We start from the raw sequence: 23,674 nt of genomic DNA on the forward strand, positions 1-23,674 counted from the left end.
GCCCAGGAATGGGGTCAGAGTATCTGCACCGTTCCGACCGGCAGACCGGGCGTCGTCGACAGGTCCATCGGGGACGGCTTGGCACCGGCCGCCACCAGGTGGGCGCCCAGAGCGGCGATCATGGCGCCGTTGTCGGTGCAGAGCCGGGGCCTCGGCACCCTCAGTTCGATACCGGCCTCGGCGCAGCGCTCGGCGGCCAGGCCGCTGAGGCGCGAGTTCGCCGCGACACCGCCGGAGATGACGAGCGTGTCGACCTTGAGGTCCTTCGCCGCGCGGATCGCCTTGGCGGTCAGCACGTCCGCGACCGCCTCCTGGAACGACGCGGCGACGTCGGCCAGCGGGATCTCCTCGCCCGCGCGTTCCGCCCGCTCCACCCAGCGGGCGACGGAGGTCTTCAGGCCGGAGAACGAGAAGTCGTACTTCGCGTCGCGCGGGCCGGTGAGGCCACGCGGGAACGCGATCGCGCACCCGTTGCCCTGCTTGGCGAGCTTGTCGATGGGCGGGCCGCCGGGGTAGGGCAGGTCGAGCAGCCTCGCGACCTTGTCGTACGCCTCACCTGCGGCGTCGTCCACCGTCGAGCCGATCTCGGTGATCGAGTTCGCCAGGCCGCCCTCGACCAGCAGCAGCTGGGAGTGGCCACCGGAGACCAGCAGCGCGAGGCAGCGGTTCGGCAGCGCGCCGTGCTGCAGCGTGTCCGCGGCCACGTGGCCGGCGAGGTGGTTGACGCCGTAGAGCGGCTTGCCGAGCGCGGCGGCGTAGGCCTTCGCGGCGGACACACCGACCAGCAGCGCACCGGCGAGGCCGGGCCCCGCGGTGACGGCGATGGAGTGGATCTGGGCGAGCTCGACACCGGACGCGTCCAGGGCGCGGCGCATGGTCGGAACCATGGCCTCGAGGTGGGCGCGGGAGGCCACCTCCGGCACGACCCCGCCGAAGCGGGCGTGCTCCTCGACGCTCGAGGCGACCTCGTCGGCGAGCAGTTCGAGCGAGCCGTCCTGGCCGAGGCGGACGATGCCGACGCCCGTCTCGTCGCACGAGCTCTCGATGCCGAGAATCAACCGGCCACTCTTGTCACTGGTCACTTTGAGCTGGCCTTCCCATCGTGTACGCGTCGGCACCCGACGGCTGGTAGTAGCGGCGGCGCACGCCGAGGTGCTCGAAGCCGTGCGCCAGGTACAGGGCGATCGCGGGTTCGTTGTCCGTGCGGACCTCGAGATAGACCGGAACGTTGATTTCGTCGACCCGAGCCAACAGGTTGAGGAGCAACTGTTTTCCGACGCCCCTGCCCTGCCAGTGCTTGATCACCGCGATCGTGTGCACGCTGGCCTCGTACTCGCTCGCGGCAAGCCCCGCGTACCCGATGAGCTCGTCGTCCGCGTACGCACCGACGTAGTAGTTGCCGTTGTCGAGCTCGCTGTGGAACGCGTTCTCGCTCCACGGGTCGTCGCCGGGGAACAGCTCCAGCTCGATCTCGTGGCACCTGGGCACGTCGGCGTGCCGCAGCGGCGCGAGCGTGACCGTGCCGGTGGTCATGCCCTGGTCACCCGCTTGCGCCCGGTGGGCTCGACCGCGTCGGGCCTGCGCAGGTAGAGCGGCGTGAGCGCGGCGGGGCGGGCCTTCGCGAGCACCTCGGCGGCCGCGGCGGCGACCAGACCCTCCGGCGTCGGGTGCTTCGCTTGGAGCAGCTCCAAGCCGAGGATCTCGCGGTAGATCTCCGCGCCCTCACCGGTGGCGTGGTGCACGCCCAGCTTCGGCAGCTTCTCGGCGAGGTCCTGCGGCCGTTCGACGTGCGGGCCGTCGGTGCGGCGCCCGGCGGCGTCGTAGGCGGCCCAGTAGACCTCCTTGCGCCGCGCGTCGGTCGCGACGAGCAGCGGGCGGCCGCTGGCAGCGTCCTTGGCGATCGCGTCCGTGGTGGCGACCGGGTAGACCGGGCGGTTGAGCGCCTGGCCGAGCGCCGCGGCGGTGGCGAGACCGACCCGCAGGCCGGTGAAGGGGCCTGGACCTGTGCCGACGACGATGGCGTCGAGGTCGGCGTACGTCTTGCCCGCCTCTGCGAGCGAGTCGCTGATATGCGGGGTGAGCAGCTCGCCGTGCGCCTTGGCGTTGAGCGTCACCCGCTTCGCGAGCAGGCGCGGCGGGGAGTCGGGCGCGAGTTCGACCACACCGGCGGTGACTGCGGGGGTGGCCGTGTCGACGGCGAGCACTAGCACGATTGTCCAGAGTAGTACGTGGTCGAAGCCACACTTCCGATGCGCCCTCCAGCCAGGTCTATCAGGCTTGATCCATGTTCGCTGACCCGAGTGACCGCGAAGCCCTCCGCTTCGGAGAGAAGTCCCTGACCTACGCCGAGCTGCACCGGGCGGCGGGCACTTTGGCCGAACGGTTGCGAGGCCACACGCGCGTCGCTGCCTGGGCGACGTCCACTTTGGAGACCTGTGTCTCGGTGGTCGCCGGACTGCTCGCGGGCGTCGCGATCGTGCCGCTCAACCCCAAGATCGGCGAGCGCGAGCTCGAGCACATCCTCGGCGACAGCAAGCCTGACCTGGTGCTGCGCGACGAACCGATCGTGTTCGGCACGCCGGGCGCGTTCCCCGAGCCCGGCCCCGAGACGCCCGCACTGATCATCTACACCTCGGGCACGACCGGTCCGCCCAAGGGTGTGGTGCTGCCCCGCCGGGCGCTGACGTCGAACATCGACTCGCTCGCCGCCGCGTGGCAGTGGACCGGCGACGACGTGCTGGTGCACGGGCTGCCGCTGTTCCACGTGCACGGGCTGGGCATCGGCGTCCTCGGTGTGCTGCGGCTCGGCGGTTCCGTGCGGCACGTGAAGTTCTCACCCGCCGCCATCGGCCACGAGCTGGCGACCGGCGCCACGATGATGTTCGGCGTCCCGACGATGTACCACCGCATCGCCGAGGCGGTGGAGCAGGATCCCGCGCTGGCCGACCAGTTCCGGCGAGCACGCCTGCTGGTCTCCGGGTCGGCGGCGTTGCCGGCGAGCGACCACGAGCGGATCGCCAAGGCCACCGGACAGGGCATCGTCGAGCGGTACGGCATGAGCGAGACGCTGATGAACGTCAGCGTGCGGTTCGACGGCGACCGCAGGCCCGGCGCGGTCGGGCTGCCGGTCGACGGCGTCGACGTGCGGGTGGTCGACGAGCAGGGCCAGGACGTCGGCATCGGCGCCATCGGCGAGATCGAGGTGCGCGGGCCGAACCTGTTCCTCGAGTACCTGAACCGGCCGGACGCGACGGAAGCAGCGTTCCGGGACGGCTGGTTCAAGACCGGTGACATGGCCGTGCGCGATCCCGACGGGTACATCCGCATCGTCGGCCGTAGGGCCACCGACCTCATCAAGAGCGGCGGCTACAAGATCGGCGCGGGCGAGATCGAGAACGCCCTGCTGGAGCACCCGGCGGTGGCCGAGGTGGCGGTGACGGGCGAGCCGGACGACGACCTCGGCGAGCGGATCGTGGCCTGGGTGGTACCGGCGGGCGAAGCGCCGGAGCCGACCGTTCTAGCCGACCACGTCGCGAAGTTGCTGTCGCCGCACAAGAGGCCGCGGGTCGTGCGTTATCTGGAAGCCTTGCCGCGCAACGAGATGGGCAAGGTGCTCAAGCGGGAACTGTCCTGAGAGGACGGTCGTGGATCAGCCGGTCGAGTTGTCGTTGCGTGCGGCTTGGCCGGGCGCGTGCCCCCTCGTGCAGCGGCGAGAACGCGTCACACAGGCAGGGTACGAGCTGTCCACTCGCCGTGCGGGATGAGCTGAGCTGTCCGAATGTCGTCGATTCCGCGCTCCAGCCGAATGAGGAGATGATCTTCGCTCAGGCGTTCCGCCATGCCCTCGCCCCACTCGACGGCCACGACGGCGTCGACCAGATCCGTGTCCAGATCAAGATCGTCCAACTCGTCCAGGTGGCCCCCGAGCCGGTACGCGTCGACGTGCACGAGCGGCACGCCGCGGCCGCCCTCCGCCGGCTCGTGCACGCGGGCGATGACGAACGTCGGCGACGACACCCTGCCCTGCACGCCGAGGCCGCGCGCCAGTCCGCGCACCAGTGCCGTCTTGCCCGCACCCAACGGCCCCGCGAGCAGCAGCAGGTCGCCCGCCCGCACGACCTCACCCAGCCTGCGGCCGAACTCCTCGGTGTCCTCCACCAGGGGCAGTTCGACGGTCTTCACGCTCGGCGCCACCACTTCTTCCGACTCTCTCCGCGATCGGCCGCGCAGCGTTCGACGAGCGCGACCAGGTGGTCGTTGACGAGGTCAGCCTGCTCCATCATCACCATGTGCCCGGCACCGGGGGCCCGGACGAGCGTGGCGTGCGGCATCTCCTCCGCCATCCGCTCGGCGTGCGAGAAGGGCGTGAGCTTGTCCGTGTCGCCGCTCACGATGAGCACCTCGCAGTGCCGCAGCCCCGCGAGCGCCTTGTAGCGGTCGTGCGTGCCGAGGGTCTCCAGGAACTCGGTGAGCACCTTCACCGTCGTCCCGTTGATCATCTGCTCCATGAGGTCCACAATGGACGGTGCGACCTTGCGGTCACCGAACGCCAACGCGCGAATTCCGCTCCACGTCAGTGTTTTCGCGCCTTTACGAACAAACTCGACCAGACCGGGCTGCACACCGGCGAGCCGGCCGATGCCGAGCGTCACGGGGTTGTACCGCGACAGCACCGACTTCGGCAGCCCAGCACCGCCCACCGCCCCGGCGGCCGTGCCGATCAACGCGACACCGCGCACCCGTTCGGCGAAGAGCTCCGGCTGCTTCTCGGCCAGCGCCATGATCGTCATGCCGCCCATCGAGTGGCCGACGAGCACGAGCGGTCCGTCCGGCACGACCGAGCGGATCACCGCGTCGAGGTCGTGGGCGAGCTGCTCGATTGTGCTGGCCTCCGGCGCCGACCGCCCGGACCGGCCGTGGCTACGCTGGTCGTAGAGCACTTGGTGGACCCGCGGGTCGATCAGTTCCTGCAGGTCGCGGCGCTGGAAGTGCCAGCAGCGGCGGTCCAGCGCGAAGCCGTGGACCAGCACGACGGTGATGTCCGGTTCGAGCCCGTCACCGGGGTCGACCTCCTCGACGGAGATCGGCACGCCGTCGTCCGCGGCCACCGTCGACTCACGATCGGGCCGGAGCTGCCCTAACGGCTCGTCGGCGAGACTGTCGGTGGCCTTCTTGCGCTCGTGCGACACCTTCGCGGTCTGCGCCACGGCAGCACCCGCGACCGCGGCACCCAGCGCACCGCTGACCCACCCGACGACCTTCCACACCGGCTTCACGTGTAGATCCTCCGCACCCGCGGCCGGTACATCCCGCAGACGATCTCGTAGTCGATCGTGCCGGTCAGCTCTGCCCACTCCGTCGCCGTCGGCTCGCCCCGGCGCCCGTCGCCGAACAGGACAACCTCCGCGCCCTCGCCGACCTCGTCGTTCCCGCAGTCCACGACGATCTGGTCCATGCAGACACGCCCGACCACCGGACGGCGCCTGCCCGCCAGGAGCACCTCCATCCGGCCGGAGAGCGCCCTCGGGACACCGTCCGCATACCCGGCCGGCACCAGCGCCAGCGTCGTGTCCTGCTGCGCGGTCCATGTCATCCCGTAGGAGACCGACTCCCCGGCGGGGATACGTTTCGTGAGTGCCACGTGCGACCGGAAGCTCATCACCGGACGCAGGTCGTGGTCGGTCGGCACGGGGTTCAGCCCGTAGATCGCGATGCCGGGCCGCACCAGGTCGAAGTGCAGGTCGGGCCTCGTCAGCAGGGCCGCCGAGTTCGCGAGGTGCCGCTTCGGGTCGAGCCCGTGCGCCTTGGCGACCTCGTAGGCGTCGTCGAACCTCTTGGCCTGCAGGTCGACCGACGGGTGGCCGATCTCGTCAGCGCACGCGAGGTGCGACCAGATGGCGACGACCTCGTGCTTCTTCGCGGCCTCGACGAGCTGCGGCCAGTCGTGCGGCTGGCAGCCGTTGCGGCTCAGGCCGGTGTCGATCTTCAGGTGGATCCTCGGCCTGGCGTCGGCCTCCTCCGCGGCCTGCTCGACGCGGCGCAGGTCTTCGAGGGAGGAAACCGACATGTCGACATCGGCCGCGACGCCGGCGGCCAGGTCCTCGTCCGGGGCGTCGAGCCAGGCCAGGATCGGTGCCCGGATGCCTGCCGCCCTGAGCGCGAGGGCTTCCTGCGTGGAGCAGGAGCCGAGCCAGGTCGCGCCCGCTTCGAGCGCGGCGCGGGCGACCTCCACCGCGCCGTGGCCGTAGCCGTCCGCCTTGACGACAGCCATCGTGTCGGCGTTGGGGGCAAGGCTCACGAGCAGTGCGACGTTGTGCCGCAACGCACCGAGGTCGACAACCACTTCTGAACGGGCCATAACCCGTTCATCGTGCCATGACAGGCGCGAACAGGGACTATGGCGCAACTCGCAGGTATAGCCCGCGCTCACGCAGGGGTCCCCTCCAGGGGGTCCCCTGATTTCATTCTCCCAGGCAGCACCGACAAGATCGGGAAGCTCGGCAAAGGTGCAGCTCAGCGGCCTCGGATGACCCGGATCGCGGCCGGGATCGCCTCCAGCAGACCCGATGCGGGCACTGGAGCCCCGTCCGCCGCCAGTTCGGCCGCCAGCACGTGCGCATACGCGGCATAACCAGCTGCCAGGAACGGATCCACGCCAGCGGCCAGCAGCGCCCCGATGATCCCCGACAGCACGTCCCCCGAACCGGCCGTCGCAGGCCACGACGACGTCGCCGAGTTCACCAGCGCCCGTCCGTCCGGCGCCGCCACCACGGTCCTATGTCCCTTGAGCAGCACCACGGCGTTGAAGCGCTGAGCAGCCTTCCGCGCCGCACCGACCCGATCGCCGCCGACCGGACCGGCCAGCCGTTCGAACTCACGGTCGTGCGGCGTCAGCACGAGCGGGGTGTCCGGGTCGCGGGCGTCCCACAGCGTGGGGTGCTGCGCGAGCAGCGTGATGGCGTCGGCGTCCGCGATCACCGGCACGCCCGCCTCCAGCACGAACCTCAGCACACCGTCCGACGACGAGCCGGTGCCCATACCCGGTCCGACGACCCAGGCCTGCACGCGTCCTGCGTCGCCGATCGAGCCGGTGCAGATGGTCTCGGGCCAGCGGGCGCGGATCGCGTCGGCGGCGGGGCCCGCGTAGCGGACCATGCCCGACGTGGCGAGCACGGCGGCGCCCGTCGAGAGCATGGCGGCACCCGGATAGGTCGCGCTGCCGGCCGCGACGCCCGTGACGCCCTGCGTGTACTTGTCGTCGGACGGGCCCGGTACCGGCCAGGCGATGTCCGAGCGGTCGAGCAGCACGAAGTCCGGATCCTTGGGCCGCAGCCCGATGTCGACCAGGTGCACCTCACCGCACTCCGCCAGCGCGTGCACGGGCTTGAGGCAGCCGAACGTGACCGTGGTGTGCGCACGCACGTAAGGACCGGTGATCTCGCCGGTGTCCGGGTCGATCCCGGACGGCAGGTCCACGGCCAGGATCGGCGCACGCACCGAGTCGACCAGAGCGGCCGCGTCCGGACGCAGCGGACCGCGCGCGGACAGGCCGACGATCCCGTCGATGACCAGGTCCGGGTCACCCACGGAGGAGACGACCCGGCCACCGGCACGGCGAAAAGCCGCGAGGCCCTCGGCATGCGCCTTGGCCGGGTTGAGCAGCACAGCGGACACCGCCACACCGCGGCGGCGCAGGAAATAGCCGGCCCACAGGGCGTCGCCGCCGTTGTTGCCCGCACCGACGAGCAACGTGACGCGGCGACGTCCCGCAAGAAGCCTCAGGGCGTGGGTGGCCACACCGAACGCTGCCTTGCGCATCAACGAGCCCGGCGGGACCACCGCCATGAGCTCCTCTTCAGCGGCCTTGACGCGTTCGGTGTGCCAGACACTCCTCACAAATCCCCCTGCCCGACGGGGTCAACTCACTCGACCGTAACGGACTTCGCCAGGTTGCGGGGCTTGTCCACGTCGTAGCCGCGGCTGCGCGCGATCTCGGCGGCCAGCACCTGCAGCGGCACCGTCGAGATGAGCGGCTGCAGCAGGGTCGGGACGGCCGGGATCTCGATCAGGTGGTCGGCGAACGGGCGCACGGTCTCGTCGCCCTCCTCGGCGATCACGATCGTGCGGGCGCCGCGGGCCTGGATCTCGCTGATGTTCGACACCAGCTTCGAGTGCAGGACGGCGCGGCCCTTCGGCGACGGCATGACCACGACGACCGGGAGGTTCTCCTCGATCAGCGCGATCGGGCCGTGCTTGAGCTCACCGGCGGCGAAGCCCTCGGCGTGCATGTACGCGAGCTCCTTGAGCTTGAGCGCGCCCTCCAGTGCCACCGGGTAGCCGACGTGGCGGCCGAGGAACAGCACGGCCTTCGAGTCGGCCAGCTCACGGCCGAGCTGCCGGACCTGCTCGACGGTGCCGAGCACGCGCTGCACGGCCTCCGGCATGGCCTCCAGCTCGGCGAACTCGCGGGCGACCTCGTCCGGGTACTTGGTGCCACGGGCCTGCGCCAGCGCCAGGCCGACGAGGTAGTTCGCCGCGATCTGGGCGAGGAACGCCTTCGTCGACGCGACACCGATCTCCGGGCCGGCGTGCGTGTAGAGGACGGCGTCGGACTCGCGTGGGATCTGCGCGCCGTTCGTGTTGCAGACGGCCAGAACGCGGGCCTTCTGCGCACGGGCGTGGCGCACGGCCTCCAGCGTGTCCGCGGTCTCGCCCGACTGCGACACGGCGACGACGAGCGTGTCGCGGTCGAGCACCGGGTCGCGGTAGCGGAACTCGGAGGCGAGCTCGACCTCGACGGGCAGGCGGGTCCAGTGCTCGATCGCGTACTTCGCGACGAGACCGGAGTGGTAGGCGGAACCGCAGGCGATGACGAAGACCTTGTCGACGTCGCGCAGGTCCTGGTCCGACAGGCGCTGCTCGTCGAGGACGATCCGGCCGTTCGAGAAGTGGCCGCGCAGCGTGTTCGCCAGCGCGTCCGGCTGCTCCTCGATCTCCTTGAGCATGAAGTACTCGTGGCCGCCCTTCTCGGCGGCGCTGAGATCCCAGTTGACCGTGAACGGCTTGGCCTCGGCCGGCTCGCCGTCGAAGTCGGTGACCTCGTAGCCCTCGCGCGTGATCACGACCATCTGGTCCTGACCCAGCTCGACGGCCTCCTTGGTGTGCGCGATGAACGCGGAGACGTCGCTCGCCACGAAGTGCTCGCCCTCGCCGACACCCACGACCAGCGGGGAGTTGCGGCGGGCAGCCACGACCTGGTTCGGCTCGTCGGCGTGCGTGAACACGAGGGTGAACGCGCCCTCCAGGCGGCGCACGACCTTGCGCACGCTGGCCGGCAGGTCGCCCTTCGTGTCGCCCTCGTTGTAGGCGAGCGCCACGAGGTGCGCGACCGTCTCGGTGTCGGTGTCCGACGCCATCTCGACGCCGAGCCCCTCGAGCTCGGCACGCAGCACGGCGAAGTTCTCGATGATGCCGTTGTGCACCACGGCGACGCGGTTCGTCGCGTCGCGGTGCGGGTGGCTGTTGCGGTCGATCGGCGCGCCGTGCGTCGCCCACCGCGTGTGCCCCATGCCGACGGTGCCCGCGAAGTTGTCGCGGCCCACCTCGTCGAGCCTCGTCTCCAGGTTCTGCAGCCGGCCGGCCTTGCGCTCGACGGCCAGGTCGCCCTCGCTGATGACAGCAACGCCTGCCGAGTCGTAACCCCGGTACTCGAGCCGCCTCAGCCCGTCCAGCACGACGTCGAGCGCCGCCCGGTGACCCACGTATCCCACGATTCCGCACACGAGAAACAGACTAGCTAGACCACGCCGCTAACCCTAATGAGTGAGGACGGCGCGTCATCGCTGGTCAGAGCCACGGATGGTGTAGACCAATCTCGAATGTGGTGTGCGCGACAGGATCGACTACGGTTCACCCCATGTCTCGCCGCGTGATCACGCTGACCGCGAAACAGGCCCTCGAGGAGCTCAGCAGGCCCGGTCCGCACCCGGTGCTGCGCGGCGATCTCGCACTCGTCGGCCTGCCGGGCGTGATCTTCACGCCGCGGTCGGGCCTGGGTCTTCCCGCCGTCTCGTTCGGCCACGGCTGGATGCAGCCCGTCCGCCGCTACCACGGGCTTTTGCGCCACCTGGCGTCGTGGGGCTTCGTGGCCGCGGCACCGGCCGTGGAACGCGGACCGCTGCTGTCGGCACGGGTGCTGGCGGCCAACCTGCTGACCACTGTGGACATCTGCACCGGCATGCGGCTCGGATCCGGGGAGATCAGCGTGGACCCGGCTCGGGTCGCGCTCGCCGGACACTCGATGGGTGGCGGTGCGGCGGTGCTGGCGGCGTCCGAAGCCGACCGGGTCAGGGCCGTTGTGACTTTGGCCGCAACGGAGACGCGACCATCCGCGCTCGACGCCGCACGTGAGGTCACCGTGCCGGGCCTGCACCTCGCGGCTGGTGAGGACCGGATCGCGCCCCCCGTCGGGCATTCCGAGGCGATCGCCCAGGCGTGGGGCGGGCCCGTGCAGTTCCGCCTGCTGCCCAAGGCGTCACACCTCGGGTTCACCGAGGGGCGGCACTGGAGCGAACTGCTGCTCGACGGGCACGCCGAGCGCGGATCGCACAAGCTCGGCCGCGCGTTCGTGACCGCGTTCCTGCTGCGGGTGCTGACCGGCGAGCGCCGCTACGACGAACTGCTCGACAGCGACGTGAGGAACGCGAACCTCGTCTTCCAGCGGGACGCTCTGCGCAGGCGCCCCGCCTGACGGATCGTCAGCTCAGCCAGGTCTGACCGCTGAGGTCGTCGTCATCGTCCACCGGTGCCGGGCGGCGCGGGCGGGCCGGCGGCGCGACCGGAGGCGGTGGCGGTGGCGCCACGGGAGGCGTCGGGACAACAGGCCTCTGGGCCTGGTAGCCGCCGTCGTCGTCCTCCGGCCCGAACGCCATCTCCCCGGCGCCGCGCTCGGGACGTTCCCACTGGGGCTTGCGCGGTTGCTGCTGCTCGCCCTGCTTGGAGGCCTTCTCGGCGCTCTCGCGGGCGTCGGCGATGTCCCGCTGGCGCTTTTCCTCGCGCGCCTTGGCCTCGGCCGCCAGGCGATCCTGGTCGGCCTTGAGCTCGGCCGACACCTCGGCCGTGGCACGCCGGGTCTTGGCCAGGTTGTCGTCGAACAGCATCTGGATGCGCGGGTCGACTTCCCCGATCATCGCCATGGGTTGGCGGCCTCTCCTCGTTCGTCACCCAGCACGGTCTGCACGCTCAACGGGTTGTTGTTGTCGTCGTCGAACAACGTGCCGGTCGTGCGCCACTGGCTGGCACCACGCTCGGTGTCGCCGCCCTGCTGACCACCCCCGGCGCCGCCACCGCCCATCATGCCGCCACCCATCATCCCGCCACCCATCATGCCGCCGGCCGCACCGGTCGGGCCCTGGTGGGCACCGTCCTGCATGGACGGCAGGCTCGCGGAGCCGGGCTGACCGGCTTCGGAGGCGTTGGTGTCGAAGCCGCTGCCGCTGTCGCCCTGGCTCTGACCGCTGAAGGCGGCGTCCGGGGTGGAGCTGCCGAGGACCGACTCGCCGCTCGAGTGACCCCCGCCGGTGAAGGAGACACCGGAGGTCGCCGTGCTGTCCGAAGCCTGTGCGTACAGCGGGCCTTCCGACGCGTGGATCTTGGGCTCGCCGACGTTCGGCATGATGCCGTTGTCCTCGATGTAGCTGCGGCCCACCGACTCCTGGAAGCGCTCGCCCAGACCCGGCTGGCCTGGCTGGCCCTCCTGGCCCGGCGGGTTCCAGATCGGCTGCTCGGCGGCCGGAGCCTGCGCGGGCATCGTCTGGAACTCCCGCTCGGCCGGCATCGGCTGGAACTCGCCCTCGGCGGGCATCGTCGTGAAGCCGCCGTCGGCGGGAACCGGCTGCGGGAAGTCGGACTCGGGGAGACGAAGACCGTCGCTCAGCCCCGGCCCGTCCACACCGCGACCACCCTCACCACGACCGCCCTCGCCCTGCTCGGAGCCGGGGGTGTGCGCCGCCGGGTTGTCGTCCTCGCCGAAGCTCACGCCGATCTGGTCGGGCGTGCCGTCGCCGTTGTCCGCGGTCAGGTTGATCTCGCCGGTCTGGGCGTTGACCTCGGCGGTGAAGTTGACGCCGTCCTGCTCGATGTGGATCTTGCCGTCGGCGCCGACCTCGACCGGGATCGGGTTCGACTCCGAACCCGCCGGACCGCCCGCAGGTGCCGCGCCGCCACCCGGCGCCGGCGTGTTGCCGGTGGCGCCCGGTGCACCCGGCGCCGTCTGGTTCGACGGCGTCGAGCCGGTGAGCGTGTTGGCCATGTTCGTGATGGCCTGCGTGCCGTTCTGGCCCATCAGGGCCTTGGCGGCCTCGGGGTTCTTGCTGAAGTCCAGGTCGTAGGTCTTCGGCTCGCCCTTCGGCGTGTCGATGGTCATCTTCACGTGCCCGTTCGAGTCGGGCTCCGTGACCTTGATCGTGTTGTCGCCGGCCTTGACCGTGACGGTCTCGAGCTTCTCCTCCGGCTTGGCCTGGTTGTCCGGCTTGCCGTCGCCGTCGAAGTCGTCGGGCTTGCCGTCGCCGTCGGTGTCACCGGGGACGTCGGGCTTGCCGTCGCCGTTCTTGTCGAGCGGGTTCTCCGGCTTGGGCATCTCGGGCATGCCACCGCCGCCACCGCCGCCACCACCGGTCGTGCCGCCGCCTCCGCCGCCACCACCGTTCTTGACGGGCTTGCGCTCCTTGTCCGCCTCGGTGAACGACGGCGGCTCGCCGACCTTGCCGAACGGGTCTCCGCCGAAGGCCGTCGTCATGCCCTGGAACATTGCCTTGTAGTCGCCGTCGACACCGGTCTGCACGGCCTGGCAGTAGCCGTCGAACGCCTTCTTCTTGCTGTCGAACTCCTGGCAGAGCGCCTTCAGCTTCTCCTTGGCGTCGCTGATGATCTTGTCGCGGACGTCGGCGATCCAGCCGCCCCAGCCGAGGCCGGACAGGATGCCGAGCGGGCCGCCGCAGATCGCGCCGAGCACGGAGTTCTTGAGGTCGCTCTGGACGCCGTAGAGCCAGTCGAGGATGCCGCCGTCGTTCGGGAAGACGTCACCGTTCGCGTGCCGGATGGCCTCCTCGGCCTCCTCGACGGTCAGTCCACCGCACTTCTCCGAGTACTGGTCGTGGATCTGCTGCGCGAAGTCCTTGACGTGCTTCTGCATGTTGGTCACGCCGCCGGTGATCGCACCGGGGCCCGTGCCCGCCTGCTGCACGAACGTCTTCGAGGTGTTGGCGAACTTGTCGTGGTACCCCCGCGCGGCCTCCGCGGCGGGGCCCTCCCACGAGCCGAGCCCGTTCCAGGCGCTGCCGAGCTGGTTGTCGTGCTCCTGGATCTTCTTGACGTTCTCGCCGAGCTTGTGCGCGTCCTCGCGGAACTTCGCGAAGTCGATGTCGCGGACCTCGTCGTAGGCGCGGTAGATGTCGTTCTGCAGGTTCGGCGCGGCGCCCTGGTGCCCGCACGCCGGCGCGGCCTTGGCGTAGACCGGGATGAACTTCTCGAAGAAGCGCAGGCCGGGGGCGCCTGCGTCGAGCAGCGTGTTGCTGTTCGGAACGTCGCCCTGCTCGTTCAGCACCTTCTGGGTGGAGCCGAGCTCGCGCTCCTCCTTGGCCTTGTTGACGAGCTTGTCCGCGTCGCCACCCTCCATGGTGAACGCGGCGTGCGCGCCCTCCTTGGCGATGTTGCGCGTCTCGCTGAAGCCGAACGTCAGGGGCGCGAGCAGCGTGCCCACCACGTGGTCGCCCACGCTCGGGTCGTCGGGCACCTCGACGCCGTTCGCCTTGCCGTAGCGCTCGACCTCTTCCTGGGGAGCGCCGGCACCCGCGAGTGCGCGGACGAGCTGCTTCTTGGTCTCCGGGGTGACATTCGGGTCGTCCAGGAGCTTCTTGATCTCGTTCTGGTCCGCCACGACTCGTTACCCCTTGAACTGACCCGAGGAGTGCGCCTCGGTCGACTCGTACGACTTGGCGACGTCCTTCAGGCGCGTGGCGATGCCATTGGCCTCCTGCCCGAACTTCTCCACGCTCGCGCCGAACTGGTCGAAGAAGGTCTTGTACTGGGCAGCGACGGCCTGGAACTTGCGTCCTACCTGACCAGCCCCCACGCCCGGTGTGATCGAGGCCTTCATGGAGATCAGTTGTGATCCCTCTGCCTCGTACGTCCCCGCCGCCTTGGTCAAATCGCCGGACTGTACGCCGAACCCAGACATGCCTCGCCTCCCCTTGTCCCCGATCTGACGCAATTCGGCCTCATCGGGTTCCGCCATACAGTGCCAGCTCCGGTCGTGCGCTGACCGGAGCTCCGTGATGTCGGTTGCCTTAGTAAACAGCCATTCGGCGGCATCCGCCGACGATCACCACTGATCGGGCGGCCGCTGACCAGGCTGCGGGTACGACCCCTGCGGAGGCGGCGGATAGCCGGGGTGGGGCGGGTAGGGCGACTGCTGCGGGTACGGCTGATGACCTGGCATCGGTTGCTGCGGGTAACCGGGCTGTCCAGGTGGGAACTGCTGCTGGTGGTACGGGTACGCCTGTTGCGGCGGCTTGCGCCTGGTGGTCAGCACGACCACCAGGACCACCCCGACCACAACCAGCACGAGCAGGAAGAACAGCACCATCCAGGCAGCCACGGGTCCTCCGAGATCCTCAGTGGACCGAGGAAACCACACCAGCCAGACGTTGCGCTGCCGACTCCGCCTGTTCGTGGCTCGTGGCCTCGACCATCACCCGCACGAGCTGCTCGGTGCCGGACGGGCGCAGCAGCACGCGGCCGGTGTCGCCCAGCTCGGCCTCGACGGCGGCGACAGCCTCGCTGACCGACGCCGCCTTGGCGACGGCGGCCTTGTCCGAGACCTTCACGTTGATCAGGACCTGCGGCAGCCGGCGCATCACCGAGGCGAGGTCGGCGAGCGACTTGCCAGTCTCGGCCATGCGGGCCATCAGGCGCAGCGCCGTGAGCAGGCCGTCACCGGTGGTGGCGTGCGCGGGCAGCACCACGTGGCCGGACTGCTCGCCCCCGAGCGAGTAGCCGCCTGCCTTGAGGTCCTGCAGCACGTACCGGTCGCCGACCGCGGTGGTGCGGAGCCGGATCTTGGCTTCCTTCATCGCGATGTGCAGCCCGAGGTTGCTCATCACGGTCGCGACGAGGGTGTCCTCGTACAGCTCACCCGCGTCGCGCATGGCGAGGGCGAGAATCGCGAGGATCTGGTCGCCGTCGACGACGTTGCCCTCGGCGTCCACGGCGAGGCAGCGGTCGGCGTCACCGTCGTGCGCGATGCCGAGGTCGGCACCGTGCTCGCGAACCGCGGCGGCCACGACCTCGATGTGAGTCGAGCCACAGCCGTCGTTGATGTTGAGCCCGTCCGGGGTCGCGTTGATCGCGATCACCTCGGCCCCGGCGCGGCGGTACGCGTCCGGCGCCGCCACCGACGCGGCACCGTTCGCGCAGTCCACCACGACCTTGAGGCCGTCGAGGCGGTGCGGCGTGACCTTGAGCAGGTGCTCGACGTACTGGGTCTCGGAGTCGGGAACGTCGCGCACCCTGCCGATCGCGGCACCCGTGGGACGGTCGAAACCGGTACCCATGAGCTGCTCGATCTCGTCCTCGACCTCGTCGGGCAGCTTGTGACCGCCCGCGGCGAAGAGCTTGATCCCGTTGTCCGGCATCGCGTTGTGCGAGGCGGAGATCATCACGCCGATGTCGGCGCCGAGAGCGGCGACGAGGTAGGCGACGGCCGGGGTGGGCAGGGCTCCGACGCGCAGCACGTCCGCACCGGCCGAGGTGAGGCCCGCGGTGACGGCGGCGTCGAGCATCTCGCTGCTCGCCCTGGGGTCGCGGCCGACGACAGCGACCGGGCGGTGGGAACGGTCGTGCTCAGCGAGCACTCGTGCCGCTGCGGCGGCGACGGACATCGCGAGCTCTGGCGTGAGATCGGCGTTGGCGAGACCACGCACTCCGTCGGTGCCGAACAGGCGGGCCATGAATCCTCCGAATTGGACACTGCGAGGCGACGGGAAAGACCCGGAAAACACTGCGGGAGCAGCAGTTCGAGGTGAACTGCTGCTCCCGCAGGTACAGCTGGGGCGCTCGGGATGCGGGGTGTCCCCGCAGTCACCGTGGAAGAGCAGCGGTCTGACGAATGCAGACACAACCCTCCCAGCGATGGAGCGTCAGCGCTTGGAGTACTGAGGCGCCTTGCGGGCCTTCTTGAGACCGTACTTCTTGCGCTCCTTGACCCTCGGGTCACGGGTGAGGAAGCCGGCCTTCTTGAGCGCCGGGCGGTCCTCGGAGTCGACGGCGATCAGCGCACGCGCGATGGCGAGACGCAGCGCACCGGCCTGGCCGGTGATGCCGCCGCCACGCAGGTTGGCGATGACGTCGAAGGTCTCGGGCTTCTCCGCGGTGACGAGCGGCTCCTTGATGAGCTGCTGGTGCACCTTGTTCGGGAAGTAGTCCTCGAGGGCCTTGCCGTTCAGGGTGAACTTGCCGGTGCCGGGCACCAGGCGGACGCGGACGACGGCCTCCTTGCGGCGGCCGACGGTCTGCGCGAGGTGCGCGGCGCCGTTCAGCGAGGGCGCGACCACCGGCGCGGAGGTCTCGACGACCTCAGCCTCGGCGGCCTCGGCCTCGGGAGCCTCGACAACCTCGGCCTCGACCTCAGGGGTCTCGTTCTCAGGGGTGGTCACAGGAACTTCCTCGGTGTACTCGTCGCTCACTGGGCGATCTTCTTGATCTCGAAGGCCTGCGGCTGCTGCGCCGCGTGCGGGTGGTTCGGTCCGCTGTAGACCTTCAGCTTGTTCGCGATCTGACGGCCCAGGCGGTTCTTGGGCAGCATGCCCTTGATCGCCTTCTCCACCAGGCGGTCCGGACGGGTGTCCAGGACCTCGCCGAAGGACTGCTTGCGCAGACCGCCGGGGAAGCCGGAGTGGCGGTACTGGAACTCCTGGTCCCGCTTCGAGCCGGTCAGGGCGACCTTGTCAGCGTTGATGATGACCACGAAGTCACCGGTGTCAACGTGAGGGGCGTAGGTCGGCTTGTGCTTGCCGCGCAGCAGCGTCGCGGCCTGGGTGGCGAGCCGGCCGAGCACCACGTCCTGGGCGTCGATCACGTGCCAGGTGCGGGTCACCTCACCGGGCTTCGGGCTGTACGTGCGCACGGGTCTACCTCGTCGTCACTTGCGTCTGGGGTCACTGCGGCGGTTGCCCCAGACCGATCTTGGACAGGCCAAGCGGTGGTTCCGAGACAGGCGCGGCGCACACGGGCGCCAGCTACCGCACAACAACGTAAGAAGATACCGGATGGGTGGTGCGGGGACCAAAACGGCCCCCTGTGACGCCCCACCCCCGGACGTACGTGAGCCCCGGACCACGTGGTTCCGGGGCTCACGAAGGTCTAGCTGTACCGCAGGGGGTCTTACCAACGACGGGTGTTGGCTTCCTCAGCCTGCTTGTACGCCTCGGCGGCCTGCATGGTGGCCGAACCGATGGAGGCCAGCACGGCCTGCAGGTCGGTGGCGGCCTGGGTCCACTTGGCCTGCGCCTGCTGGTAGGCCTCGGAGCCCGAGCTCTCCCAGGTGGCCAGCGTCTTCGTGACCTCGGCCTGGAGGTCGTTCAGCTGCTGCTCGACCTGCTTGGCACCGCTGGAGATCTGCGACGAGCAGTTGATCAGCTCACCGAACGTAACCTTGATCGCCATTTCTTATTCTCCCCTTAAAAGTCTGATGTACGGGTTCGAAGGCCTGGGCAGATCAGCCGAGACGGCCCGCGATGTCGCTAACCGCACTCGTCTGCGCTTCTTCGTTCTGGATGTAGGTCTTGGCCGACTCCGAGATCTGCTCGGCGATGCTGCGCAGAGCCTCCTGGACCCTCCGGGTGTCATCGTCGAAGCGCTCAATCAGCTGCGTGAACGCCTGGGCCGCCGTGCCGTCCCACGAGCCGCGGACCGTGTCAGCAGCGCTGCGCACGGAGCGGAGCGTGCCCTGGGTCTGCTCGTCGATCTCAAGGATGTGCTTCGCCAGGCGGTCGAGGTCATCGGTAGTAACGCTGGTACCCGTCATTGGGAGAATCCCCCTTCAGAGAACTTCAGGTCGTACTTCTTGGTTCGTACGCCTCTTCCGACGCAAGACCCTGCCATGCCGGTTCCACCCTGTCGCGACTTCTTTCGAAGTAGTTGCTCAAGTAAACGGTTCCGGGTGAAACCAGGGTCAGTAGAGGATTCGCGACTGCGAAAAGTCCTCGTCATCGTCACTCGGACGGGGAAGCTGACCACTCGGACCGGCGACGGCGGTGGAACCGAGAGTGGCCACGGGCTTGGTCTCAACAGGAGGCGGCGGGGTCAGTTCAGCGGCATCCGGAACCTGTTCGACGGGTAGTCCGCGGTCGTTGCGAAACCCCGTGGCCGCCTCACGTACGTCGGAAGAAGTGGCCTGAGCGCCAGGCTCGACCTTGCGCTCACGTGCCTGCCTGGCGAGTTCACGCGTGCGTTCCCGCAGCTTGGCGTTGCGTTCTCCCACCTCACCGGCGGCCCGGCGGGCACGGGTGACGGCGGCTCCCACGTCTGCGCGGAACCGGCCAAGGGCCTCGGTGGCGGACATCGGCAGCTCCCCTGACGTTGCTACTGCGGCTTGATGACCAGCGAGCGGACGATCTGCTCACAGGCGGAGGCGACGGCTGCCTTGCCGGCCTCGGTCGCCTGACAGCCCACGCTCACCTGGACCTTGCCGACGAACTGGATGTACCAGTCGACGTCGGCACCGCTCACTTCTTCGCGATAGTGAACAACAGACTTGCCCGCGAATGTGGCCGCATCGGCAAATCCGGATACCTTGTCGCCGTCCTTCTCACGCTTCTCGTATTGGCCCCGCAGTTCATTGAGCGCGCGAGGGCGATCCACACCACTGTCATAGACAAGTGTTTGCTCCTGCACAGCAATGCGGTCGACCGGCGAATCACCACTCGTGGTTTTGCGGTCAATCGGTTGCAAAAGCACCTGCCGGTCCACCGGCGCGCCACCCGTCTGCTCCCACCCGTCCGGACGGGTGAACTTGTAGTCGTAGACGGCGATCTGGTTGGCCGACGGCTCCTGCGTCTTCTTGTGCAGCCAGAAGTAACCGCCAACACCAGCGGCCGCGAGCACCACCACCGCACCGATCGCGATGAACAGCGGCGCCTTGCTCTTCTTCTTGGGCGGTGGAACAGCCGGGAACGCCGACGGGAACTGCGCGATGGGCGGCGGGTTGATCCGCCGGGTGATCTTGCGGGTGGTGTCGTCGGTCACCCGCAGGTTGTGCGTCACCTCACCCGGACCACCCTTCGGCGGCGTCTGCGGCGCCACCCCACCGGTCCGTTCGGGATCGAGGCTGACGGCCCGCAGCGCGCCGCGCGCAACGACGGTCTCCGGCTGGTCGATGCTCGTCGGCACCACGCGGGTGTGCTCGTGCACCAGCCGCGCGACCAGCGGGATCCGGCTCGACCCGCCGACCAGGAACACCCCGGCGAGCTGCTGAGGCGCGAGACCCGCATCGCGCACCGCGGCCCCAACCAGCGCGGCCGCCCGGCTGAGCGGCGCGGTGATCAGCTGTTCGAGGTCGGAACGCGTGACGTGCGCGTCAGGGAATGGCGGAGGCATCGGCACGTCCGTGTAGGCGTGCCGGGACAACGTCTCCTTGGCGCCACGGACGTCCTGCCGCAACACCCGCCGCTTGCGCCGGTCGGCCATCTCACGGCCCTCGACGAGCTGCCGCCACGCCTCCGGGTCCTTGGCCGCCACCAAGCTGCCGACGTGTTCCAGCAACGCCTGGTCGACGTCCGCCCCGCCGAAACTCGGATCGCCCTTGGCGGACAGCACCCGGAAGCTCTTGCCCGTCCGCGCCACCACGCTGGCGTCGACCGTGCCGCCGCCGAGATCGAGCACGGCGAGCGCGGCACCGTCGGGAATGGAATGGCTCGCGGAGTGGAAGACGGCAGCCGCCACCGGCTCCGGCACGAGCACCAGCTCACGACCGAGCCCCCGCGCCGCCTGCAGCAGCACTCGGGTGCGAACCGTTCCCCAGTCAGCTGGGTGGGTGAGGACAAGGAGATCGACCGGCGCCCCGCCACCGACTCGCCGCGCTTCTCCGACCGCACGTGTGAGCACCGCGCGCACGACGTCCACAACGGGCAGCACAGTGCTGCCCAGCAGCAACTCCCCTTCGTCGACGCGGCGCTTCGGGTGCGGCTCGTAGCGAGCAGGGTCGACCGCGGCCTGACGTTCGGCCTCGTGACCGACGAACAAGGTCCCGTCGGCGGCGGCGAACACGGCGGACGGCACCAGCGGCTGGCCGTCGAACACGACGACCTGCGGCTCCCGGCCGTGGGCCGAAACGGCGACGCAGGTGCTCGACGTGCCGAAGTCGACCGCGACGTGCAGGCTCATGCACCTTCCCCTCTTCCGCGCACATGCTTACCCGATGCGGCGAGCCTGGACGACACGGATGCGGAAGTCGGTCAGTTCGGGCCGGGTCCGAGCACGAGCGCGAGCTTCACTTCGACCCTTTGGACACGGTGGTCCCACCGCACGAGCCACCTCCAACGCCCGCTCCGGGCGTGCACCTCGTCATCGTGCAACGGCCTCATCTGCTCCAGCTCGGCTGCGTCGTCCAGCACCACCAGCATCGCGCGATCAGCCAGCGGGCCCGGAACGCCACGGTGCTGGCTTGCCCGCTGGAAGTGCCGCAGGACTCAGCTCGTGGAACTCGATGGTCACCGATTCAGGAATCTGACACCGCTCACGAGGTCAGCGAAGTCCTGGTTGATCCACATGACACCGTTGCGCGATTCGCGTTTGCAGGGCGCCCCAGTTGCCCGGCGGCCATAGACTTCTAAGCGTGCTGGGGGCGGTATATCGCGTGCTGGGGCCGTTGGAGGTGCTCTTCAACGGCAAACCGATCGTCGTCCCGGCCGGCAAGGGACGTGTGCTGCTCGCCACGTTGCTGTTGCGGCCTAACCAGTTCGTATCGGTCGACGAGCTCGTGGAGCGTCTGTGGGACGGATCGCCCCCGTCCATCGACCGCGCGGCGAAGACGTTGCAGATGACGGTCACCCGACTGAGGCAGGCGCTTGGCCCAGCAAACTGCGTCTCCACCACCACGAACGGCTATCTCGCCAAGGTTGAAAACCTCGATCTGTTGCACTTCCGCTCGCTGGCGGACAGTGACCCCCACGCTGCGCTGGAGTGGTGGCGTGGCCCGCTCCTCAAAAATGTCGCATCCGACGCCTTGCACCGTGAGGAAGTGCCGCAGCTCGTGGAGGAACGCCTCGTCGTGCTGGAAAGACGTATCGAGCAAGACTTGGACGCCGGCCGAGCGATCGAACTGGTGCCGGAACTGCGCGCACTGACGTCCGAGCACCCGCTACGCGAGCGGTTCTGGGCGCAGCTCATGATCGCGCTGTACCGCTCAGACCAGCAGGCTGCCGCATTGGCCGCGTTCCGCCAGGTCAGCGACTTGCTGGCGAACGAGCTGGGGATCGACCCCGGTGTGCTGCTGCGGGACCTCCACCAGTCGATCTTGCGGGCTGAGCCGACGCTGAGCACGTTGCGACGCGACGTCGTGGTGCCTCGACAGCTGCCGTCGGATCTCACGCGCTTCACCGGACGCACCGATGACCTCGTCCGGCTGGACACGCTGCTGCCGACTGGCACCGCCGGGCAGGCGGTGGTGATCTCGGCGATCACGGGTTCAGCCGGTGTCGGGAAAACAGCACTCGCTGTGCACTGGGCGCATCGCGTGCGGGATCGGTTCCCTGACGGGCAGCTCGTGGTGAACCTGCGCGGCTACGACCGCGCGGAGCCGCTGACACCGCACGACGCGCTCGGCCAGCTGCTGCGTGCGCTCGGTCGCTCCAAGAACGAGATTCCCGACGAGACCGAGGAGCGCATCGGCGTGTATCGGTCGTTGCTCGCCGACCGCCGCGTCCTGGTACTCCTCGACAACGCGCGCACTGCGGAGCAGGTGCGGCCGCTGCTGCCTGCGGGCAGCCGCTCGGTTGCCGTGATCACGAGCAGGTCCGACCTGCGCGGCCTGGTCGCGTTGAACGACGCGAAGGTCCTGAAGCTGGGTGTGCTGCCGCTCAGCGAAGCGGTACAGCTGCTGGAAAACGTGATCGGCGTGCACCGCACCCAGGCGGAACCCGAAGCCACCGCTGAGCTCGCCAGGTTGTGCGCGTGCCTGCCGCTGGCCTTGCGCATCGCCGCGTCGTTGCTCGCGGGCGAACCGCATCTCCAGGTGCGGGAGCTCGTGGACCAGCTCGACAGCGGAGATCGACTGGCGGAGCTGGAGATCGGCGACGACCGGGAAGCGGCGGTCAGGTCCGCGTTCGACTTGTCATACAAGACACTCGCGCCGGAAGAACAACGGATGTTCCGTGTGCTCGGACTGGTACCGCGTGCCGACTTCACGCCGATGTCCGCCGGCGCGCTGCTGGGTGTGCCGAGCGCGAGGGCGCTGAAGCTGTTGCGTGCGCTGGCACGGGCTCATCTCGTCGAGGAGCATGCGCCCCAACGGTTCTCCCAGCACGACTTGCTCAGGCTGCACGCCCGCGAACGCGCACTGACCGAGGAATCCGACGAGCAGCGACGATCCTCAGTCGTGCGGTTCCTCGACCACCACTTGCACACTGTGGACCGGGCCTACGACGTCATCCGCCCGGTCCGCAACGTATTGCCGCTGACTGAACGCGATCCAGTGGTTGAGGCGGTACCGTTCGAGGACAGGGACGATGCTCTCGCCTGGTGCCGACGCGAGTACGACCTGCTAGTGGAGCTGTGCGAGTTCGCATTGAACGAGCGGTATCTCGAACACGCGTGGCAGATCGTGAGCGGGATGTGGGGCTACCTCCACCTCCACGGGTCCACTGAAGACATTCTCCGCCTCGACAACATTGCCCTTGAAGCCGCCCGGCAGTTGCGAAACCGGTACGCGGAAGCCATCGCACTGCATTCGCTCGGCGTGGCACGCAAGAACATGCATGAGTACGAGGAAGCTCTTCGCGTGTTACACGAGGCGCTCCGTATTCGGCAAGAGATCGACCATGAGCGGGGCATCGCCGTCAGCCAGGCTGAACTCGCGAGCACTTATCTGTGGCAGGGATGTCATGACGAGGCGTTGCGGTACTACCGGGCGTCCATCGAGCAGTGGCGGCGCGTCGGCAACGACAGGGGCATGTCGATGTCCATGAACAGCCTCGCGTGGACGCTCGTCTGCAAGGGCGATTTCTCCGAGGCTGTCGAGGTTGCGAAGGAAGCGCTCGCCTTGCAAGAACAGCTGGCCCTGCAATCACCAAGTACGCGTGACACGCTCGCACAGGCGTATGCCGGGTTGGGTGATCTGGACAAAGCACCGCAGACCTACCGCGACATCTTCGCCTCCGGTGCCCTCGCTCACGCCGGCGTTCGGGAGAAGGCGGAGATCCTGTCCCAGGGTGCTGAGATCCTCAACCACGTCGGAGAGCGGCAGGCGGCGCTGTCGTACGCTCGCGAGGCGTTGGAACTCGCGGAACGTGGTGGCCAGGGCTTGGCGGAGAAGGCTCGACGCGTTCTACAGGAGATCGAAGCGAGCTAGGTGCCCTGCAGGACGTTCACCCCACTTCGGTGACTACCATCTGCAACGTCT

At 69.1% G+C, this 23,674-nt stretch carries 22 protein-coding genes; 3 read left to right on the forward strand and 19 right to left on the reverse strand.

Features of this window, described 5'->3' with window-relative positions:
- Window positions 1–14: 14 nt before the first annotated feature.
- The 3 genes from tsaD to tsaB are packed head-to-tail and all read right to left on the reverse strand — an operon-like array spanning window position 15 to window position 2,210.
- Window positions 15–1,082: a tRNA (adenosine(37)-N6)-threonylcarbamoyltransferase complex transferase subunit TsaD gene (tsaD, locus tag JOD27_RS17335; protein ID WP_204763250.1), complete on the reverse strand. Its 1,068-nt coding sequence runs from the start codon at window positions 1,080–1,082 to the stop codon at window positions 15–17.
- Window positions 1,072–1,533 carry a ribosomal protein S18-alanine N-acetyltransferase gene (gene rimI / locus JOD27_RS17340; RefSeq protein WP_204763251.1) on the reverse strand — a complete coding sequence of 154 codons (462 nt, stop codon included), beginning with the start codon at window positions 1,531–1,533 and terminating at the stop codon, window positions 1,072–1,074. Before rimI ends, tsaD begins: the two co-directional genes overlap by 11 nt.
- Entirely contained in the window at window positions 1,530–2,210 is a 681-nt protein-coding gene (tsaB, locus tag JOD27_RS17345; RefSeq protein WP_204763252.1) for a tRNA (adenosine(37)-N6)-threonylcarbamoyltransferase complex dimerization subunit type 1 TsaB, read from the reverse strand. The genes rimI and tsaB overlap by 4 nt, the downstream gene beginning before the upstream one ends.
- A 74-nt stretch (window positions 2,211–2,284) precedes the next feature.
- Here tsaB and JOD27_RS17350 point away from each other — a divergent pair, with 74 nt between their 5' ends.
- Window positions 2,285–3,634 carry an acyl-CoA synthetase gene (locus tag JOD27_RS17350; RefSeq protein ID WP_204763253.1) on the forward strand — a complete coding sequence of 450 codons (1,350 nt, stop codon included), beginning with the start codon at window positions 2,285–2,287 and terminating at the stop codon, window positions 3,632–3,634.
- 86 nt (window positions 3,635–3,720) lie between these two features.
- Here JOD27_RS17350 and tsaE read toward each other — a convergent pair whose 3' ends face one another.
- From tsaE to glmS, 5 genes are all read right to left on the reverse strand, one after another.
- Window positions 3,721–4,182: a tRNA (adenosine(37)-N6)-threonylcarbamoyltransferase complex ATPase subunit type 1 TsaE gene (tsaE, locus tag JOD27_RS17355; protein WP_229813136.1), complete on the reverse strand. Its 462-nt coding sequence runs from the start codon at window positions 4,180–4,182 to the stop codon at window positions 3,721–3,723.
- The gene (locus JOD27_RS17360) at window positions 4,179–5,276 is read right to left on the reverse strand and encodes an alpha/beta fold hydrolase (protein WP_307830178.1); all 1,098 of its coding nucleotides are present in this window, start codon (window positions 5,274–5,276) and stop codon (window positions 4,179–4,181) included. Before JOD27_RS17360 ends, tsaE begins: the two co-directional genes overlap by 4 nt.
- On the reverse strand, window positions 5,273–6,358 hold the full coding sequence (gene alr, locus JOD27_RS45020; protein ID WP_239567180.1) for an alanine racemase: 1,086 nt from the start codon (window positions 6,356–6,358) through the stop codon (window positions 5,273–5,275). Before alr ends, JOD27_RS17360 begins: the two co-directional genes overlap by 4 nt.
- A gap of 155 nt (window positions 6,359–6,513) precedes the next feature.
- A complete protein-coding gene (locus JOD27_RS17365) occupies window positions 6,514–7,896 on the reverse strand; it encodes an NAD(P)H-hydrate dehydratase (protein WP_204763256.1) in 1,383 nt (460 codons plus the stop codon).
- 26 nt (window positions 7,897–7,922) lie between these two features.
- Complete coding sequence (gene glmS, locus JOD27_RS17370; RefSeq protein ID WP_204763257.1) at window positions 7,923–9,782, reverse strand: glutamine--fructose-6-phosphate transaminase (isomerizing); 1,860 nt, start codon at window positions 9,780–9,782, stop codon at window positions 7,923–7,925.
- Window positions 9,783–9,916: 134 nt separating this feature from the next.
- Here glmS and JOD27_RS17375 point away from each other — a divergent pair, with 134 nt between their 5' ends.
- Complete coding sequence (locus JOD27_RS17375) at window positions 9,917–10,750, forward strand: dienelactone hydrolase family protein (protein ID WP_204763258.1); 834 nt, start codon at window positions 9,917–9,919, stop codon at window positions 10,748–10,750.
- A gap of 7 nt (window positions 10,751–10,757) precedes the next feature.
- Here JOD27_RS17375 and JOD27_RS17380 read toward each other — a convergent pair whose 3' ends face one another.
- The 11 genes from JOD27_RS17380 to JOD27_RS17430 all read right to left on the reverse strand — a co-directional run bounded on the left by JOD27_RS17380 (window position 10,758) and on the right by JOD27_RS17430 (window position 20,439).
- Entirely contained in the window at window positions 10,758–11,195 is a 438-nt protein-coding gene (locus tag JOD27_RS17380) for a hypothetical protein (protein ID WP_204763259.1), read from the reverse strand.
- On the reverse strand, window positions 11,186–13,936 hold the full coding sequence (locus JOD27_RS17385) for a hypothetical protein (RefSeq protein WP_204763396.1): 2,751 nt from the start codon (window positions 13,934–13,936) through the stop codon (window positions 11,186–11,188). Before JOD27_RS17385 ends, JOD27_RS17380 begins: the two co-directional genes overlap by 10 nt.
- Before the next feature lie 6 nt (window positions 13,937–13,942).
- A complete protein-coding gene (locus JOD27_RS17390) occupies window positions 13,943–14,236 on the reverse strand; it encodes a WXG100 family type VII secretion target (RefSeq protein WP_204763260.1) in 294 nt (97 codons plus the stop codon).
- 144 nt (window positions 14,237–14,380) lie between these two features.
- A complete protein-coding gene (locus JOD27_RS17395) occupies window positions 14,381–14,656 on the reverse strand; it encodes a hypothetical protein (protein ID WP_307830179.1) in 276 nt (91 codons plus the stop codon).
- A 16-nt stretch (window positions 14,657–14,672) separates the two neighbouring features.
- Window positions 14,673–16,007: a phosphoglucosamine mutase gene (gene glmM, locus JOD27_RS17400; protein ID WP_204763261.1), complete on the reverse strand. Its 1,335-nt coding sequence runs from the start codon at window positions 16,005–16,007 to the stop codon at window positions 14,673–14,675.
- Window positions 16,008–16,196: 189 nt separating this feature from the next.
- Window positions 16,197–16,712 carry a 30S ribosomal protein S9 gene (rpsI, locus tag JOD27_RS17405; RefSeq protein WP_189257508.1) on the reverse strand — a complete coding sequence of 172 codons (516 nt, stop codon included), beginning with the start codon at window positions 16,710–16,712 and terminating at the stop codon, window positions 16,197–16,199.
- 26 nt (window positions 16,713–16,738) lie between these two features.
- Complete coding sequence (gene rplM, locus JOD27_RS17410; RefSeq protein WP_030472013.1) at window positions 16,739–17,182, reverse strand: 50S ribosomal protein L13; 444 nt, start codon at window positions 17,180–17,182, stop codon at window positions 16,739–16,741.
- A gap of 257 nt (window positions 17,183–17,439) precedes the next feature.
- Entirely contained in the window at window positions 17,440–17,721 is a 282-nt protein-coding gene (locus JOD27_RS17415) for a WXG100 family type VII secretion target (RefSeq protein WP_204763262.1), read from the reverse strand.
- A gap of 52 nt (window positions 17,722–17,773) precedes the next feature.
- Window positions 17,774–18,082 (reverse strand): WXG100 family type VII secretion target, encoded by a 309-nt coding sequence (locus JOD27_RS17420; RefSeq protein ID WP_204763263.1) that lies wholly within the window; start codon window positions 18,080–18,082, stop codon window positions 17,774–17,776.
- 147 nt (window positions 18,083–18,229) lie between these two features.
- Window positions 18,230–18,619, reverse strand: a complete 390-nt coding sequence (locus JOD27_RS17425) for a hypothetical protein (RefSeq protein ID WP_204763264.1) — start codon at window positions 18,617–18,619, stop codon at window positions 18,230–18,232.
- Window positions 18,620–18,639: 20 nt separating this feature from the next.
- Window positions 18,640–20,439 carry a type VII secretion-associated protein gene (locus tag JOD27_RS17430; protein WP_204763265.1) on the reverse strand — a complete coding sequence of 600 codons (1,800 nt, stop codon included), beginning with the start codon at window positions 20,437–20,439 and terminating at the stop codon, window positions 18,640–18,642.
- A gap of 451 nt (window positions 20,440–20,890) precedes the next feature.
- Here JOD27_RS17430 and JOD27_RS17435 point away from each other — a divergent pair, with 451 nt between their 5' ends.
- A complete protein-coding gene (locus tag JOD27_RS17435; RefSeq protein ID WP_204763266.1) occupies window positions 20,891–23,623 on the forward strand; it encodes an AfsR/SARP family transcriptional regulator in 2,733 nt (910 codons plus the stop codon).
- Window positions 23,624–23,674 lie beyond the last annotated feature (51 nt).

It is taken from the genome of Lentzea nigeriaca, assembly GCF_016907955.1.
Taxonomy (GTDB): domain Bacteria; phylum Actinomycetota; class Actinomycetes; order Mycobacteriales; family Pseudonocardiaceae; genus Lentzea; species Lentzea nigeriaca.